The organism is Janthinobacterium sp. GW822-FHT07H10 (genome assembly GCF_058798675.1).
On record NZ_JBXAKS010000017.1, the window covers coordinates 56,467 to 73,091 of the forward strand.

Annotated in this window: 14 protein-coding genes; 5 read left to right on the forward strand and 9 right to left on the reverse strand. The window is 65.7% G+C overall.

The window, feature by feature from the left end; translation table 11 throughout:
- Positions 1–17: 17 nt before the first annotated feature.
- The 3 genes from AC1RDJ_RS25855 (at position 18) to AC1RDJ_RS25865 (ending at position 2,984) form a co-directional block, all read left to right on the forward strand.
- Complete coding sequence (locus AC1RDJ_RS25855) at positions 18–1,088, forward strand: AraC family transcriptional regulator (protein WP_493029140.1); 1,071 nt, start codon at positions 18–20, stop codon at positions 1,086–1,088.
- Positions 1,089–1,180: 92 nt separating this feature from the next.
- Positions 1,181–1,963 (forward strand): 3-hydroxybutyrate dehydrogenase, encoded by a 783-nt coding sequence (locus AC1RDJ_RS25860; RefSeq protein WP_071324488.1) that lies wholly within the window; start codon positions 1,181–1,183, stop codon positions 1,961–1,963.
- Positions 1,964–2,135: 172 nt separating this feature from the next.
- The gene (locus tag AC1RDJ_RS25865; protein WP_493029142.1) at positions 2,136–2,984 is read left to right on the forward strand and encodes a DUF2071 domain-containing protein; all 849 of its coding nucleotides are present in this window, start codon (positions 2,136–2,138) and stop codon (positions 2,982–2,984) included.
- On the opposite strand, the gene AC1RDJ_RS25870 is transcribed toward AC1RDJ_RS25865, so the two are convergent.
- The 3 genes from AC1RDJ_RS25870 to AC1RDJ_RS25880 form a co-directional block, all read right to left on the reverse strand.
- Positions 2,956–4,608 (reverse strand): methyl-accepting chemotaxis protein, encoded by a 1,653-nt coding sequence (locus tag AC1RDJ_RS25870; RefSeq protein ID WP_493029143.1) that lies wholly within the window; start codon positions 4,606–4,608, stop codon positions 2,956–2,958. The genes AC1RDJ_RS25865 and AC1RDJ_RS25870 overlap by 29 nt on opposite strands.
- Positions 4,609–4,856: 248 nt before the next feature.
- Entirely contained in the window at positions 4,857–5,453 is a 597-nt protein-coding gene (locus AC1RDJ_RS25875; protein WP_493029144.1) for a hypothetical protein, read from the reverse strand.
- Between the two features lie 74 nt (positions 5,454–5,527).
- Complete coding sequence (locus AC1RDJ_RS25880) at positions 5,528–5,884, reverse strand: winged helix-turn-helix transcriptional regulator (RefSeq protein ID WP_493029145.1); 357 nt, start codon at positions 5,882–5,884, stop codon at positions 5,528–5,530.
- A 112-nt stretch (positions 5,885–5,996) separates the two neighbouring features.
- Between AC1RDJ_RS25880 and AC1RDJ_RS25885 the strand changes: the two genes are divergently transcribed.
- On the forward strand, positions 5,997–6,704 hold the full coding sequence (locus AC1RDJ_RS25885) for a glutathione S-transferase family protein (protein WP_493029147.1): 708 nt from the start codon (positions 5,997–5,999) through the stop codon (positions 6,702–6,704).
- Positions 6,705–6,823: 119 nt separating this feature from the next.
- Complete coding sequence (locus AC1RDJ_RS25890) at positions 6,824–8,914, forward strand: S9 family peptidase (RefSeq protein WP_493029148.1); 2,091 nt, start codon at positions 6,824–6,826, stop codon at positions 8,912–8,914.
- Positions 8,915–9,088: 174 nt separating this feature from the next.
- Here AC1RDJ_RS25890 and AC1RDJ_RS25895 read toward each other — a convergent pair whose 3' ends face one another.
- The 6 genes from AC1RDJ_RS25895 to AC1RDJ_RS25920 form a co-directional block, all read right to left on the reverse strand.
- Positions 9,089–11,140, reverse strand: a complete 2,052-nt coding sequence (locus AC1RDJ_RS25895) for an esterase-like activity of phytase family protein (RefSeq protein ID WP_493029149.1) — start codon at positions 11,138–11,140, stop codon at positions 9,089–9,091.
- Between the two features lie 72 nt (positions 11,141–11,212).
- Positions 11,213–12,142 (reverse strand): helix-turn-helix domain-containing protein, encoded by a 930-nt coding sequence (locus tag AC1RDJ_RS25900; RefSeq protein ID WP_493029150.1) that lies wholly within the window; start codon positions 12,140–12,142, stop codon positions 11,213–11,215.
- 55 nt (positions 12,143–12,197) lie between these two features.
- Complete coding sequence (locus tag AC1RDJ_RS25905; RefSeq protein ID WP_289889124.1) at positions 12,198–13,115, reverse strand: helix-turn-helix domain-containing protein; 918 nt, start codon at positions 13,113–13,115, stop codon at positions 12,198–12,200.
- A gap of 14 nt (positions 13,116–13,129) precedes the next feature.
- Entirely contained in the window at positions 13,130–14,605 is a 1,476-nt protein-coding gene (locus AC1RDJ_RS25910) for a mannitol dehydrogenase family protein (RefSeq protein ID WP_493029152.1), read from the reverse strand.
- Positions 14,605–15,654 (reverse strand): ABC transporter ATP-binding protein, encoded by a 1,050-nt coding sequence (locus AC1RDJ_RS25915; protein ID WP_493029153.1) that lies wholly within the window; start codon positions 15,652–15,654, stop codon positions 14,605–14,607. Before AC1RDJ_RS25915 ends, AC1RDJ_RS25910 begins: the two co-directional genes overlap by 1 nt.
- Positions 15,655–15,802: 148 nt before the next feature.
- Positions 15,803–16,621, reverse strand: coding sequence for a carbohydrate ABC transporter permease (locus AC1RDJ_RS25920; protein ID WP_071324500.1), 819 nt, complete (start codon positions 16,619–16,621; stop codon positions 15,803–15,805).
- Between the last annotated feature and the right edge of the window lie 4 nt (positions 16,622–16,625).

Below are 16,625 nucleotides of genomic sequence, written 5' to 3' on the forward strand. Positions count from 1 at the left end.
AATCGCATTGTTCCATCATGACAGGCACTGACAGCCATCCCGCCGAAGGCCGGGTCGCCGGCGCCTACCTGCAGCCGCTGCTGGAAGCGGCCGGCGCGCACGGCATCTCAGCTGCCGCCCTGGCGCGGGCGGCCGGCGTGGCGCCGCACGGCCTCGATGCCTCGCTGGCCAACCTGCCCGCGCGCGACTATGTGCGCCTGCTCGACGCCGGCGCCGCGCTGGCGGGCGACGCGCATTTCGGCCTGCACGTGGGCCAGCGCGTGCGCATGGGCACGTACAGCGCATATGGCTTGATACTGCTCAGCTGCAAGAACGTGGGCCAGGCGCTGGAGCAGACGGCCCGCTATGAACGGCTGGCGCACGACCTGGGCCGCTCCAGCGTGCAGCGCGACAGCGCCGTTGCGCACTACCGCTGGACCAGCCACTATCCGGCCGCCAGCCGGCACCTGGTCGACAGCGTCTTTGCCGGCATCCGCGTCTGCGGCGACTGGCTGGCCGGCGTGGCGCTGCCGCCCGCCCGGCTGGCGTTCACCCATGATGGCGGCGGCGAACTGCTGCGCCACGCGGCCCACCGCGACGAATACGTGCGCGTGCTGGGCAGCCTGCCCGCCTTCGGCGCCGCGGCCAACACGGCCACCTTCGACGCGCAATTGCTGGACTGGCCCGTGCCGAATGCGGACGTCAGCCTGTATCCCGTGCTGTGCCAGCATGCGGAACAATTGCTGGCGCAGCGCCAAGGCGAGGATGGCGCCGGCATCGAAGCGCAGGTGCACGCCGCCATCGTGGCCGGCTTGCGCCACGGTTCGGCCAGGCTGGCCGGCGTGGCCGCCGCGCTGGCCGTCACGCCGCGCACCTTGCAGCGCAAGCTGGCCGACGCGGACACCAGCTTCCAGGCCTTGCTCGACCAGGCCCGCTACGGCCTGGCGCGCGATTACCTGCGCCAGCCGGGCCTGTCGCTGGTCGACATCGCCTTTTTGCTCGGCTACCAGGAGCAAAGCGCGTTCAACCATGCGTTTCGCACCTGGGCCGGCACCAATCCCGGCGCCTGGCGGTTGCAGCAATTGCAGGCCAGGCAAGCGGATTTGTAGCCGTGCGCGGGCCATGCCTGAAGCGTTTTCTCGCTATACTGGCGTAGTCAAGCTTCCCACGATCACTCCAACCCGCAATGCAAAGGATTAATATGCAACTCAAAGACAAAGTCGCACTGATTACCGGCGCCGCCAGTGGTATCGGCAAGGAAATGGCTATTGAATACGCGAAACAAGGCGCGAAAGTCGTGATCGCCGACCTGGCCCTGGACGCGGCCAGCAAGACGGCCGAAGAAATCAAGCAGGCGGGCGGCCAGGCGTTTGCCGTCGCCATGGACGTCTCCAGCGAAGCACAGGTCGACCAGGGCGTGGCGGACGCGGCGGCCCACTTCGGCGGCATCGATATCCTGATCAGCAACGCGGGCATCCAGATCATCAGCCCCGTCGTCGACTACCCGTTCGATCAATGGAAAAAGATGCTGGCCATTCACATGGACGGCGCCTTCCTCACCACGCGCGCCTGCATGCGCGAAATGATCAAGGCGGGCCGCGGCGGCGCCATCATCTACATGGGTTCCGTGCACTCGCATGAAGGCTCGCCCTTCAAGAGCGCTTACGTTGCCGCCAAGCACGGCCTGCTGGGGCTGGCCAAGGTGGTGGCCAAGGAAGGCGCGAAGGACCATATCCGCGCCAACGTCATCTGCCCCGGCTTCGTGCGCACGCCGCTGGTCGACAAGCAAATCCCGGAGCAGGCGGCCCAGCTGAAGATCACGGAAGAGGAAGTGATCAAGAACGTGATGCTGAAAGAAACCATCGACGGCGAATTCACCACCACGCAGGACGTCGCGCAAACGGCCGTCTTCCTGGCGGCCTTCCCGTCGACGGCGCTGAGCGGCCAGTCGATCGTCGTCAGCCACGGCTGGCACATGCAGTAATGGTGGCACCCGCCCGCATCGGCTGCGCGGCGCCCTGTGCGGCCGGCGATGCTCGCCGTACCCTGGTACGGCGGCGCGTCTCGGCCACACCTCGCCGCCGCTCGCGATGATGTGGGCGGGCGCTTTAGCGTGAGCATATCAATCTTCCTGCACCTGCCCGAAAGTCTCTCCATTGCACGACAATACTTACCGCCACCCGCGCGCGGGCCGTTGTGGCCGGCTGCTTGCGGCGCTCGCCAACAGCACGCGTTTTGCCCACATGCGCCAGGCCGTCATGGCGCGCCTGCCTTTCCTGACCCTGCACAGCGACGTGCGCGATGTCGTGTACGTGAACTGGCTGGTCGATGCCCATGCAGCGCAGCAACTGATGCCTGCCGGCGTGACCCTGTGGCAGCGCGACGGCAAGACCCCGTTCACGGTGCTGACCTACCGCCACGGGCATTTCGGCCCGGCCCTGCTGGGACCGTTGCGCCGGCTGCTGCCATCTCCGCTGCAAAGCAACTGGCGTTTGTACCTGGAGCACACGCCGCCGGGCGCGCCCGCCATGCCCTGCGTATATTTCCTGAAAAATATCATGGACAGTCTGCCGCATGCGCTGGGCACGCGGCTGTTCAGCGACATCCTGCCCACGCACCTGGCCGCCAACATGACGCATGCAGTGACGGCCACGCAGGCGCGCTGCACGATCGCGCCCGGCGCCGGCAGCGCGCCCATGCTCGACATCCAGGCACATATTGTTGAAGACAAGACCCTCGATGCCGACTGGCAGCACCTGTTCGGCAACTGGCGCGACGCCGTCGCCTTCCTCGCCTGCCAGGATGCGGCCATCGCTGCAGTGCCGCGCAACGGCAGGCTGGCCTTCGGCGAAATCGACCTTCCCGTTGATCTGGATCAAGTGCAAGCGCTGACGGCCTCGCGCGCCGACTGCGGCTTGCTGGCGCAGCTGCCGCCGGTGTCAACGCCGCTGGCCTTTCTCGTGCCCAACGTTTCCTTCAAGGCATTGTCAGAGCGCCTGCTGTAGCCCGGCGGCGCTCGGGCGGGCGCAGGGGCGTGACCGGACTCGCCTGGCCGCCGCGCCGCCGTTCCAGCTTGAACAGGGCCATCGCTTGCTCGAGCTGCAGGGTCTGGTCTTGCAGCGAGGCTGAAGCGGCCGCCGATTCTTCCACCAGCGCCGCGTTCTGCTGCGTCACTTCATCCATCTGCGTGACGGCCATATTCACTTGACCGATGCCGTGGCTTTGCTCGCGCGAGGCCGAGGCGATTTCCGCCATGATGCCGTGCACGCCCTGCACGGCGCCCAGCATTTCGGCACTGCTGGCGCCTGCCTGCTGCGCCAGCTTCGCGCCCGCCTGCACCTGTTCGAGCGACGCCGTGATCAGCTGCTTGATTTCCGTCGCGGCCGCCGCGCTGCGCTGCGCCAGGCTGCGCACCTCGCCCGCCACGACGGCGAATCCGCGCCCCTCATCGCCCGCGCGCGCCGCTTCCACGGCCGCATTCAAGGCGAGGATATTCGTCTGGAAGGCGATGCCTTCGATGATGCCCGTGATATCGCCGATCTTCTTCGACGAAGCGTCGATTTGCTCCATCATGGTGACCACCTGGCCGACGATCTCGCCGCCGCGCCCGGCCAGGCCGTGCACCTTGCCCGCCATGTCGCTGGCCTGCACGGCATTGCCGCTGTTTTGCTGCACCGTGGCGGCCAGCTGTTCCATGCTCGACGCCGTCTGCTGCAGGGCCGACGCCTGCGCTTCCGTGCGCCCCGACAAGTCCAGATTGCCGGCGGCGATTTCCTGGCTGGCCGTGCTGATGCGCAGGAAATTGCCGCGCACATCGCCGACGATGGAATGCAGGTTGACGCGCAGCTGGCGCAGCGAGCGCAGCAACTGCCCCATCTCGTCGCGCCGCGTGGTGTCGAGCTCGCCCGTCAGGTCGCCGCCCGCCATCACGTCGCACGCCTGGCGCGCCTGCCGCAGCGGCTGCAGCACGGCGCGGTGCAGGCTGAACCAGAAATACAGGGTCGTGCATACGGCCACCATGGACAGGCCCGTCAGCCAGCCAGCGGCGCGCGCGGGCAGCCAGCCCGCATTGCCGGCCAGTTGCAGCAGCAGGACCGCCGTCAGCAAGCCCAGGTTCCAGCCGATGCGCTTGCCCAGCGCCAGGTCGCGCAAGGTCGCCAGCCGCGCCAGCCATCCCGTGCGCACGGCCGTGCCCTGGCGGATGACGGTGCCGCCGGCCTGCCCCGCCTTGATGCGCGCGTACAGGGCGGCCGCCTGCGCCACCTGCTGGCGCGTGGGCTTGGTGCGCACGGACATGTAGCCGACGGCCACGCCATCCTCGACCACCGGCGTGACATTCGCCAGCACCCAGTAGTAATCGCCATTCTTGCAGCGGTTCTTCACCATGCCGCTCCACGAGCGCCCGGAGCGGATGGTGGACCAGAAATCGGCAAACGCTTCCACCGGCATGTCCGGATGGCGCAGGATGTTTTGCGGCGCGCCGATCAATTCCTCGGCGCTGTAGCCGCTGACGGCGATGAAATACGGGTTTGCATACGTGATATTGCCTTGCAAGTCGGTAGTCGAGACGATGGTCTCGGTATCGCTCAGATTGATCTCGGTATCGCTGACGGGAAGATTGAGTCGCATGGTCGGATCCTTGGCTGTAGCCCGTGCAGGCACGGGGGAAAGGGCAGATGCGGGACGGCAGAAAGCCGGCGGCAGTCTGCACCGATACATTAATTTTAATATTTAATTATTAATTTAAATGGGCAATTTTTACTTGCTGAATTGCCTTGCGAATCTGCAAAGATTGCAGGTGGCGGCGCGGCCGCTGGGGGGATGGAGAAAGCGATGCCGGAACAGCGTGACTGTCCCGGCGGCAAACAGCGATGCGCTTAACGGGGCACGTAGCGCCAGCCCGTGCTCTCCAGCATGAACGTCAGTTCCGTCTTGATGTCTTCGGGGCGGCTCGGCACGCTCAGCGCCGTATCGCACACCAGGTAACCCGTCTTGCGCTTGACTTCGCACTCGTTGATGGCCTTGACCTGCATGGTCGTCTGCGCTTCCTGCATCTGCACATCCTTGGCCGCTTCCGGATCGCGCGCCACTTCTTCCTTGGCCCAGGCGCGTATCATCGCTTGCGCCTCGGCCGGCGACGGTCCCGCGAACTTGGCATTCTTGCGCTCGACGCCGACCCAGGTACCGTTCTCGTTACGCAGCGGCAGCACCATAAAGCCATCGCGCATGCCGGCGCTCATGGCGACCAGGCACACCACTTCGCCTTGCACTTCCTGCGACGCCTGGCAGCCCTGCAGGCTGGTAACCTTGACGGCGATCGGTATCGGCATGGCCGATTGCATCTTGGCTTGGGTCTTGGCCACGCCCGCCTGCACGGCGGCGTGGATTTGTTCGAGCGTCGGCGTGCTTGCCGCCTGGGCTGGCAGGGTGGCGAACAGGGCGGCGGCGGTCAGGGCGAGGGAAGTCAGGCGCATGGAAAAGTAAAAAGTCAGTGTCAGGAGGCCGGCAGTCTAGCACTTTCCATAAAAGCAGCTGTTTCTGTAGGGAATTATCCCTCGGCAGCCGGCGCGAGAAAGGCGCCGCCTGCGTCCGCCTGTCCGCGCAGGCGCAAGCCGATGGCGCGCAGCATCTCGACCAGTTCCTTCAGGCGCAGGCCCTCGTCCGTCAGCCGGTATTCCACCTTGACGGGCACTTCCGCGTAAATCGTGCGCGTCAGCAAGCCGGCCTCTTCCAGCGCGCGCAAGTCCAGGGTCAGCATGCGCTGCGAGATATTCGGCACGGCGCGGCGAATTTCGCTGAAGCGCTTCGGCCCCGCCATCAGATAGCTGAGCAGCACGATCCGCCAGCGGCCGCCCAGCAATCGCATGGCTTCTTCCACGGCGCAGCCGGAAACATTGTCTTTCATGTGGATGCCCTATTGGTATAAAAAATGTACCTATACCACATTATTCTGCCTTCTTCCAAATAGTAACCATGTCGATTAGACTGCCCTTCCCTCGTTTGCACGGAATCACGCCATGGTAAGCACCCTGATCTACAGTGTCCCTTTCGGCTGCTCGTTTGCCGCCATCGTCGCCCTCGAGTGGAGCGGCCTGCCCTATCGACTGGCCCGCGTGGAAGCGCGCGACCCGGCCAGCAAGCAGCATCCCGCCTTCCTCGCCATCAATCCATTGAGCCAGACGCCGGCCCTGCTCACGCACACGGGCGCGCCGCTGCTGGAAAGCATGGCGATTTTGCTGCATATCGCCGCCCGCGCGCCGCACAGCGGCCTGGGCTTTGCCCAAGGCACGCCCGCCTGCGACCGCCTGAACAGCGTGCTGTCATTTCTGCACGCGAGCTTTCACGCCGCCTTCATGCCCGCCTTCCAGGCCGCGCGCGCGGCAGACGGCGATGCGCGCGCGGCCGTCTGGCGCGAGATGGCCGTCGAGAAGGTGAACCAGGGCCTGGCCCACCTGGAGCGCCTGCTCGCCGGCCGCGCCTGGCTAGCCTCGGACACGGCACCGACCATCGCCGACGCCTACCTTGCCGCCACGGCGCGCTGGGCTGAACCGCTGCGGCTGGCGCGCCTGGCCGACTATCCGCACGTGGCGCGCGTGCTGGCGGCACTCGAAGACGACCCCGGCGTGCGCTTTGCCCACGCCATCGAAGACGGCTTGCCGGCGACAAGCCGGGGCGGTTTCCGCGGCCACGTGGCGCTTGACCAACTGGCAGCGCCGGCCAGCTAACCGGCGGTCAACTCCCGCAGGAGCCGCCTCTTTATTGCTATGATGTCGGGCTGCCGGCGGTACTGCCGGCCTCGTCAATACCATATCGATAACGTCGCATTATAAAAACGGGAGTTTGAATGAGTTTACGTCTGCTGCTCTTGGGAGCATTCAGTGCCGCCATGGCCACCACCGCCGCCGCTGCGGAACCTGCGCCGGCCGCGCCGCGCGGTTTCACCGTCGAAGACATGGTCGCCATGGAGCGTGTCGGCAGCCCCGTGCTGTCGCCGGACGCCACGCGCGTCGTCTACACGGTGCGCAGCACCAACCTGGACAAGAATCGCGGCAATACGCAGCTGTGGCTGATCGACCTGCGCGCGCCCAACGCCGCGCCGCGCCAGCTCACGCGCAGTGAAGCGAGCGCCAGCGATCCGCAATGGTCGCCGAACGGCGACGCCATCTACTTCCTGTCCGGCCGCTCCGGCTCCTCGCAAGTATGGCAGCTGCCCCTGAACGGCGGCGAAGCGGCCAAGGTCACCGACCTGCCGCTGGACGTCGACACCTACCGCCTGTCGCCGCAGGGCGACCGCCTGGCCTTCAGCATGGGCGTCTACCTCGATTGCGCGGACCTCGCCTGCACGAAGAAGCGCCTCGATGACAAAGCGAAAAACAAGGCCAGCGGCATGGTCTACGACCAGATGTTCGTGCGCCACTGGGATACCTGGGCCGACGGCCGCCGCAACGCGCTGTACTCGGCGCCCATCGACGCCACCGGCAAGGTCAGCGCCGCGCCTGTCAGCCTGAGCGGCACCCTGGATGGCGACGCGCCATCGAAACCATTCGGCGACAACGGCGAATACCACTTCAGCCCGGACGGCAAGACGGTCGCCTTCTCGGTGCGCGTGGCCGGCCGCACGGAATCGTGGTCGACCAACTTCGACGTCTACACGATCCCGGCCGCCGGCGGCCAGGCGCCGCGCAATCTCACGGCCGACAATCCGGCCTGGGATGCGAAAGCCACGTACTCGCCCGATGGCCGCACGCTCGCGTATGTCGCCATGACCAAGCCGGGCTTCGAGGCCGACCGCTTCCACCTGGTCTTGATGGATGTCGCCACGGGCAAGAAACGCACCGTGGCCGATGACTGGGACCGCTCCGTGGCCGACTTCCGCTGGACGCCGGACGGCAAGGCCTTCCTCGTCGCCGCCGACGACGTGGGCCAGCACCGCTTGTTCCATATCGACGCGGCCAGCGGCAAGGTCAGCGCCCTGACGGGCAAGGGCGCCGTCGGCGACTTCGACGTGCGCGGCAATACCATCGTGCTGGCGCAGGCGAACCTGGCCTCGGGCGCGCAGCTGTACACGCGCAAGCTCGACGCCAAGTCGGAAACGGCGCCGATGGTCCAGCTGACGAAGCAGAATGCGCAAGCGCTGGCCAACGTGCGCTTCGGCGAATATGAGCAGTTCTCGTTCGCCGGCGCGAATGGCGAAACCGTCTACGGCCACGTCATGAAGCCGTGGAACGCCAAGGCCGGTGAAAAGTACCCGATCGCCTTCCTCGTCCATGGCGGCCCGCAAGGCAGCTTTGGCAATAGCTGGAGCTACCGCTGGAACCCGCAGGTGTATGCGGGCGCCGGCTACGCCACCGTCTTCATCGACTTCCACGGTTCGACCGGCTACGGCCAGAAGTTCACGGACTCCATCAGCGGCGACTGGGGCGGCAAGCCGCTGGTCGACCTGCAGAAAGGCCTGGAAGCGGCGACCAAGAAGTTCCCATGGCTGGACCGCGAACGCAGCTGCGCGCTGGGTGCCTCGTATGGCGGCTACATGATGAACTGGATCGCCGGCAACTGGCCGGACGGCTTCAAGTGCCTGGTCAACCACGATGGCGTGTTCGACAACCGCGGCATGGCTTACGCGACGGAAGAACTGTGGTTCACCGAGTGGGAAAACGGCGGTCCGTACTACGACGCGCCGGCCAAGCACGAGCAGTTCAATCCCGTCAACTTCGTGAAGAACTGGAAGACGCCGATGCTGGTGGTACAGGGCGACCTCGACTTCCGCATCCCTACCGCGCAAGGCCTGGGCACCTTCACGGCGCTGCAGCGCCAGGGCATCCCGAGCAAGCTGCTGGTCTTCCCCGATGAAAACCACTGGGTGCTGAAACCGGCCAATTCCCTGCTGTGGCATCACACGGTGCTCGATTGGTTGAATACGTACACAAAGAAATGAGCAGGTGAATGTCGGATTACGGCCTTTGGCCTCGGCGGCCCCGCCTAATCCGACCTACGTTCGCTCTTCATAACAAAAAAGCCGCACGGTGCATCCCAGCACCGCGCGGCTTTTTTCATGCGTAGGTCGGATTAGCGGCGCGCGCGCCGCGTAATCCGACACATCCACCATCGTTCAATACGCAGTGAGCGCCTTGGCGAACTTCACGATCCACAGCCGGCTTGGGCGTTCGCGGTCGTCGCCGCGCGCCACGCGGATGGTGTTGGCCGCATTGCAGCCGGCCGCGCTGCTGGTGACGATGGTGCCGTTGGCATCGACCGTGCACTTGGTCACGTCCGCATCCGCCACTTCCACGCCGTTGGCGTCATACACCTTGGTTTTCAGGCCGAAGTCGTTGTCGTTGGCCAGCGCGATGGTGGAGTCGTCGACCAGGGTCAGGCCTTCGGCCTTTTCCGCCGCCCAGCCGATGGCGTTCAAGTCCAGCAACAGGGTTTTCTTCAGCGGCGTGACGGCCGCCCAGTCGGCGCCATTGACGGCCACGCCGCCCATGCTGCTCTTCTCGAGGTCCGAGCTGGCGGCATTGTAGGCGGCGGCCGAGATATCGGTGGCGCCCTTCAATTCGACCAGCATCAGCTTGTTGAATACCTTGCCCGACGGCGCGGCGCCCTGCTCGATGACGAGGAACTTGCCGCCGCCCAGCGCCACCATGTCGCCCAGCTTGGCGTTGCCCGTGCGGCCATCCTGGTAGTCGGCCGCGTTAAGCGGATAGGCGAACATCTTGCCGCTGGTGCCCGCCACCGGGTCGAACTCGATCCAGCGCGTGAAGCGGGCGAAGCGCTCGACCTGCTCGGCCTTTTTCGTCACCGAGTACATGGCCGTGCCGTCCGTCAGGGGGCTTTGCAGGAAGGCGTACAGCTTGTCGTTGCTCGCGTCGAGCGTCATGCCTTCCATGCCGCGGTTGGCGCGGCGCTTGGCGAACAGCGCCGGCAAGCCCTTGCCCGGTTCATACTTGGCCTGGATCACGCCCGTGGCCGCGTCGATCTTGATGATGAAGGGGCCGTATTCGTCGGACACCCACAGCGCGTTACGCTTGGCGTCGACGACGATGGACTCCGAATCGAGGCCGCCCGCATTGAAGACAGCCTTGCCGCTCGTATCGAACTTCATCGCATCCATGACGGGAATCTCGGCCGAATTGCCGACCGCGCCCACGGGCACGGGCAAGCCCGAGCTGTTGACGCTGGCCGATACCTTGATCGGCGTTGACGAGGCCAGGACGGCGCCGTTCTTGCCTACCGTGATCACGCCAAACGATGGCGTGAAGCTGGGCGAGGGGAAGATCTTGCTGCCGATGGTGCCCTTGCCCGATGGATCGGGCACCAGCGGGCCATCGCCGTTCGGGCCGCGGTCCGTCAAGCCATAGAATTCCAGGTCGCCGTTTGCATTCTTGCCCTTGTAGGCCAGGCCCGAGCCATACGATGGCAGGAAACCGTTCGGGAATTCGCCCTTGATCTTCGCGTTCGCGCCTTCGTACGGCACGTAGAATTTGTCGGCCGCCTGGATCTGGTAGCGCGTCACCGTCACTTTCACTTCGCCGACGGGATTGGCCTGCGTCAGCGCTTCGTTGACGGGAGCGCCCACCTTCGAGGCCAGCGTGTCTTCGAAATGCTCGCGCACGAGGGCGCGGCGTTCCGCATCGACGCCGCGGGCGGCGAATTTCGCGCCCAGGCCGGCCAGGTGCCCGGCCAGCGCCGTGTTGAAGACGGCCGGCGCGGCGGCAAAGTCCAGCGTCTTGCCGGCCAGCGCCGCCTTCACTTCGGCCGTGAGCTTGATGCCGTTCGACGGATCGCTGTCCTCGTCGAGCAATTGCAGCGCCATCAGGCGGTTGACGACCTTGTCGTCCGCCACATTCGTGCTGGCGGCCAGCGCCAGCGGCGTGACGACGGCGCCGCACGGCGCCGAGCCGAGGGCCAGGCCGCCCACGCTGAACGCCACCGTGTCGCCAGGATTGCAGGTGAATTCGCCCTTGGCGTTGGTGCTGGCCTTGGCCGCGCTGCCCGCCACGTAATCGAGGCCTTCCACCGCGCCGTCGAGGAACACGCCCGTCTGCGCCACCGGCTTGGCCGGTTCATTGTGGCTGTCGCTGCCGCCGCAGGCGGCCAGGGTCAGGCTGGCGGCCAAGGCCAGCAGGGTCAGTTTCGGGGTCGACGTTACAGCAGTGTTCATGCATTCCTCGGCTAGGGTGGGGATTCAAGCCGTGGAGAGTAACTGGGCAAAATGACAAGCCGATGACAGCCTTCAGGAGGTCTGTGGCGCATCCGCCACGGGTCCGCCGATGCCGCCGAAGCGGCCATCGGCCTGGCGCCGGAATTGCTTGGGCGTGACGCCCTTCACCTGCAGGAAGCGGCGGTTGAAATTGGCCACGTTCTGGAAGCCCACGTCGTAGCAGACGTTCGACACGTACTGGTCGGTATCCATCAGCAGCTGGCACGCCTTGTTGATGCGCAAACGGCTGACGAAATCCGTGAAGCTGTTGCCCGTCGCCTTGCGGAAGAAGCGCGAGAATTTACTCAGCGACATGCCCACCTGCTCGGCGAGCATTTCCGCCGAAATCGGTTCGCGGTAGTTGTCCGTGATGTAGTTGAGCACCGAATTGACCTTGGCCAGGGTGGCGTCGTCATCGTACGAGCGCAGGGAAGCGCTCGACAGCAGCCGGTAGTTGGCCGTGCGCGCCAGTGTGCTCATCAATTGCACGAATTCCGCGAAGCGCTCGGCGCCGTGCGTGGCGCGGATGCGCGCCAGATGGCGCTGCGCCTCCTGGCCCATGCCGAAAAACTCCACGCCATAGCTGGAACGCTCGAGCAGCGGCAGCAGCTCGCGCAGTTCGGGGATGACGCGCGCGGCGCCGGCCAGCGGCGCGTGGGCGAACTGCACGATCATGTCGCGCAGGGCCACGCCGCCTTCCGGCACGACGTTCGAGATCCAGTTATGCGGCAAGCGGGGGCCCGTCAGCACCAGGTGGCCGGGCGAGAATTCGCCGATATAGTCGCCCACGAACAGGCGTCCGCTGGTGGCGACGATCAGGTGCAGCTCGTACTCCTCGTGGCAGTGCCAGCGCACGCGCGAACTGGGATAGCCGTGTTCCAGGTAGTTGATGATGCCGTCGTAGCTTTCGCGCTCCAGCTCGGGCGCCTTGCGCTCGCCGTCCTTCTGCCATTGGTGTTCCATGCTCGTCTCTCTCGGGCTGTCCCCGCCCGTGCCATCCAATGTACCTCAAAAAGCCTCACTCGCCAAAACGGCCCAGCGCCTGCTGGCGGAATTCCTTCGGCGTCATGCCCTTCAACTCCAGGAAGCGCCGGTTGAAGTTGGCCACATTGTTGAAGCCCGCCTCGTAGCAGATGTTGCTGACGTAGCGCTCCGTCTCCATCAGCAGCTGGCACGCCTTGTTGATGCGCAGGCGGTTGACGAAGTCCGTGAAGCTGTTACCGGTGGCGCTGCGAAAGAAGCGCGAAAACGTCCGCTCGGGCATGTCCACCTGCTCGGCCAGCTGTTTCAGCGAGAACTGGCTGCTGTAATTGTGCACGATGTAGTTGATGGCGGAACTGATGCGCGCCAGGGCCACGTCGTCGTCGCTCGACTGCATCGGCACCGTCGACAGCAGCTGGTAGTCGCTGGTCTGCGCCAGCTCGCCCAGCAGGGTCAGGAATTCGATGAAGCGCGGCAGGCCGCTCGTGTCGCGGATGCGCTGGAAGCGCCGCAGCGACTGCTCGCTGGCGCCGAAGAACTCCACGCCGTGCAGGGCGCGCTGCAGCAGCGGAAAGATACCCTTCAGTTCGGGGATGGCGGCCGCCATCGAGGCCAGCGGCGGATGGCCGAACTGGATCACCATGTCGCGCAGGGCCACGCCCTCGGGCGGCGTGTCGAGCGAGACCCAGTTGTGCGGCACGCGCGGCCCCGTCAGCACCAGGTGGCCGGGCGTGAACTGGCCGATGTAGTCGCCGACGAAGACCTTGCCGCTCGATTCGACGATCAGATGCAGCTCGTACTCGTCATGGTAATGCCAGCGCACCAGCGAATTCGGAAAGCCGTGCTCGAGGTAGCGGATGAAGCCGAAACTGCCTTTCGGCTCGAAGCCGGGCGTGGCGTCGCGCTGCTGTTCCAGCTCCATCTGCGGCTGCGGATACTCGGCCTTGCGTGCCATGGCGCGCCCTCCCCTCAGTTGACGGCCTGTTCCAGCGCGGCGCGCGCGCCCAGCCCGTACAGGCTGGCCAGCGACTGCCCCACCGCCTGCGTGAACGCGGGCGTGTCGCTCAAGTCGCCGAACAGCTCGCGCAGCGACAGCAGCGCTGCGGCATCCGCCCCGCCCTGCAGCGCCAGCGCGCGCAGGCGCGCCGCATACGGATCGTTCAGGGGCATGTCGCGCCCCTGCTCGTCGTGGCCTTCCAGGTAGCGGAACCAGCATGCCACCGTGAAGGCCAGCAGCTTGATGGCGCCGCCCTTGGCCAGCGCCTCGCGCACGGAGGGCAGCACGAATTTCGGGATGCGCGCCGAGCCTTCCGTGCCGATGCGCGCCAGCTGGTCGCGCACGGCCGGATTCGAGAAGCGCTCGACCAGCGTATTTTTGTACTGCGCCAGGTCGACGCCCTCCACCGCGTCGAGCAGGGGCGTGACTTCCTCGTCCATCATGCGCCGCACGAGCGCGCGGATGCCAGGGTCGGCCATCGCTTCATGCGCATACGTGTGGCCCAGCTGCATACCAATGTAGCACAGGGCCTGGTGGCTGGCATTGAGCAGGCGCAGCTTCATCTTTTCATACGGCAGCACATCGTGCGTCATCTGCGCGCCCACCCGTTCCCAGGCCGGACGGCCGTGCGGGAAGTCATCCTCGATGACCCACTGGCGGAACGGCTCGCACACGACGGGCCAGGCATCGACGATGCCAAACGTGTCGCGCACGAGCGCCCGGTGTTCATCCGTGGTGGCCGGCGTGATGCGGTCGACCATGCTGTTGGGGAAGCTGCAATGCGTGGCCAGCCAGCGCGCCAGCTCCAGGTCGCGCAGGGCGACAAAGGCCAGCAGCATCTTGCGCGTCACGTCGCCATTGTTTTGCAGGTTATCGCAGGACATGATGGTAAACGGCGGCAAGCCGCGCGCATGGCGCAGGGCCAGGGCGGCGGCCAGGTAGCCGAACGAGCAGCGCGGCGCCTGCGGGTGCGCCAGCTCGTAGACGATGTCGGCATGCGCCGCGTCAAACTCGCCCGTGCCCTGGTTGACGTAGTAGCCGCCTTCAGTGATGGTCAGCGAGACGATGCGCGTGCCCGCATCGGCCAGCTTTTCCAGCACGGCCTGCGGGTCGTCCGGCGCATACAGGTACTCGCCCACGCAGCCGATGACCCGCGCCGTATCGCCGGCCGCGCTGCGCTCGACCACTGTATACAAGCCGTCCTGCGACTGCATGGCATCGCGCATGGCCGCATCGCCCGCCAGCAGGCCCACACCGCAATAGCCCCACTGCGCCTGGCCCGGCAAGGCCAGCAAGTCATCGAGGTAGACGGCCTGGTGGGCGCGGTAAAAGCCGCCCACGCCGATATGCACGATGCTGGGCACGAGCGTCTCGCGCGCATACGCGGGCACGGCGACGCCGGCCGGCAGCCGCGCCAGGTGCGCCTGTTTCAATGCGATGGCAGCCATTACAGCGCTCCTTTCGCCGCCGCATAGGTCTTGCCGGCGCGGTCGAAATAATGGACGTAGCCCGGCTCGAACGTCAGGTGCGTCTGCTGGCCCGGCTGCAGGCTGCTGCGCTCGGCGCCGCGCGACACCAGCTGCACATTGTTCGGCAGGCGCACATAGGTCAGCGTTTCCACGCCCAGCGATTCGACCAGGTCGACGATGACGGGCACGCTGCCCGGCTGCGCCGCGCCCAGGTGCACGTGCTCGGGGCGGATGCCGACAAAGCCGTCGGCCTGCGCCGCGCTGCCCGCCTGCGCCAGCAGCTGCGGCGCGGCGTCGGCCGGCACCACGTTCATGCTGGGCGTGCCGATGAATTGCGCGACGAAGCGGTTGGCGGGACGGTCGTACAGTTCCAGCGGCGAGCCATGCTGCTCGATCTGGCCGTCGCGCAGCACCACCACCCTGTCGGCCAGGGTCATGGCCTCGACCTGGTCGTGCGTGACGTAGATGGTGGTGGCGCCCAGTTCGCGGTGCAGCTTGGCGATCTCGATGCGCGTCTGCACGCGCAGGGCAGCGTCCAGGTTCGACAGCGGCTCGTCGAACAGGAACACTTTCGGGTCACGCACGATGGCGCGGCCGATGGCCACCCTCTGGCGCTGGCCGCCCGACAGCTCCTTCGGCGTGCGCTCCAGGTAGCGCCCCAGGTCGAGGATGGCGGCCGCCTTGTCGACTTTCTCGCGGATGATGGCCGCATCGACGCCGGCCAGCTTCAAGGCGAACGACATGTTCTGGAACACCGTCATGTGCGGGTACAGCGCATACGACTGGAACACCATCGCCAGGTCGCGCTTGGACGACGGCAGGGCCGTGATGTCGCGCCCGTCGAGCGCCAGCTTGCCGCCGTCGATCGGTTCCAGGCCCGCGATCAGGCGCAGCAATGTTGATTTTCCGCAACCGGACGGTCCCACGAAGACGACGAACTCGCCCTGCTGGATTTCCAGGTCGATGCCCTTGATGGCGCGGTGTTCGCCAAAGAATTTTTCGATATTGCTCAGTTGAAGGTAAGCCATGATTTGTCTCAATTCTGATTTGTTTTCGATGCTTTCAGAAACCGTGGCGAGCGGTTCACGTTCGGTGTGAGTCGCCGAGCCGTGCGGATGCACAGTGAGCAACGGAGAGCCGAACTCGGGCCGCGCAGCAGGTTTATGGAGGCATCATTTATTTGACGGCGCCGAAGGTCATCCCCTGCACCAGTTGTTTCTGGCAAAACCAGCCCAGCGCCATGATCGGGGCGATGGCCATCAGCGAGGCGGCCGACAATTTGGCCCAGAACAAGCCTTCCGGACTGGAGTAGGAAGCGATGAGCCAGGCCAGCGTGCCCGCGTTGGAAGCGCCCAGGTTCAGCGACCAGAACGATTCATTCCACGACCACACCATGCAGACGAGGGCCGTGGAGGCGATGCCGCCCACGGACAGGGGCAGCACGACGTGGCGGAATTCGTCCCAGACGGTGGCGCCATCCATGCGCGACGCCTCCAGAATTTCGCGCGGCAGCTCCTTCATGCTCGTGTACAGCAGCCAGATCATGATGGGCAGGTTCATCAGCATGAACATGATGGTCAGGCCGATGCGCGTGTCGAGCAGGCCGAAGTACTGGTAGCAGATATAGATGGGCATCAGGGCGCCCACGCCGGGCATGTAGCGCGAGCTGAGCATGAATTTCAGCAAGCCGATGGTGCCGCCCGTGGGGAAGAAGGCCATCGAATACGCGGCCGGAATGGCGATCAGCAAGCCGATGGCCGTCGACACCACGCTGGTAAACAGCGAGTTCCATGCGTAGCCGAAGTAATTGTCGCGCGCCAGCACTTCGCGGAAGCTGTCGAGCGTGGGCGTGAAGAACAGCAGCGGCGGCGTGGAAATGGCCTGCCCTTCCGTCTTGAAGGCCATCAGGCCCAGCCAGAAGATGGGGAAGAACAGCAGCAGCGCGAACAGCCAGGCGGCGGCCGTGCGGCCATACAGATTGAGTTTGCTATGCATCAAG

Coding starts and splice junctions, on each gene's coding strand:
- AC1RDJ_RS25855 (WP_493029140.1), top strand. CDS start 18: ATGACAGGCACTGACAGCCATCCCGCCGAAGGCCGGGTCGCCGGCGCC.
- AC1RDJ_RS25860 (WP_071324488.1), top strand. CDS start 1,181: ATGCAACTCAAAGACAAAGTCGCACTGATTACCGGCGCCGCCAGTGGT.
- AC1RDJ_RS25870 (WP_493029143.1), bottom strand. CDS start 4,608: ATGCGACTCAATCTTCCCGTCAGCGATACCGAGATCAATCTGAGCGAT.
- AC1RDJ_RS25875 (WP_493029144.1), bottom strand. CDS start 5,453: ATGCGCCTGACTTCCCTCGCCCTGACCGCCGCCGCCCTGTTCGCCACC.
- AC1RDJ_RS25880 (WP_493029145.1), bottom strand. CDS start 5,884: ATGAAAGACAATGTTTCCGGCTGCGCCGTGGAAGAAGCCATGCGATTG.
- AC1RDJ_RS25885 (WP_493029147.1), top strand. CDS start 5,997: ATGGTAAGCACCCTGATCTACAGTGTCCCTTTCGGCTGCTCGTTTGCC.
- AC1RDJ_RS25890 (WP_493029148.1), top strand. CDS start 6,824: ATGAGTTTACGTCTGCTGCTCTTGGGAGCATTCAGTGCCGCCATGGCC.
- AC1RDJ_RS25895 (WP_493029149.1), bottom strand. CDS start 11,140: ATGAACACTGCTGTAACGTCGACCCCGAAACTGACCCTGCTGGCCTTG.
- AC1RDJ_RS25900 (WP_493029150.1), bottom strand. CDS start 12,142: ATGGAACACCAATGGCAGAAGGACGGCGAGCGCAAGGCGCCCGAGCTG.
- AC1RDJ_RS25905 (WP_289889124.1), bottom strand. CDS start 13,115: ATGGCACGCAAGGCCGAGTATCCGCAGCCGCAGATGGAGCTGGAACAG.
- AC1RDJ_RS25910 (WP_493029152.1), bottom strand. CDS start 14,605: ATGGCTGCCATCGCATTGAAACAGGCGCACCTGGCGCGGCTGCCGGCC.
- AC1RDJ_RS25915 (WP_493029153.1), bottom strand. CDS start 15,654: ATGGCTTACCTTCAACTGAGCAATATCGAAAAATTCTTTGGCGAACAC.
- AC1RDJ_RS25920 (WP_071324500.1), bottom strand. CDS start 16,621: ATGCATAGCAAACTCAATCTGTATGGCCGCACGGCCGCCGCCTGGCTG.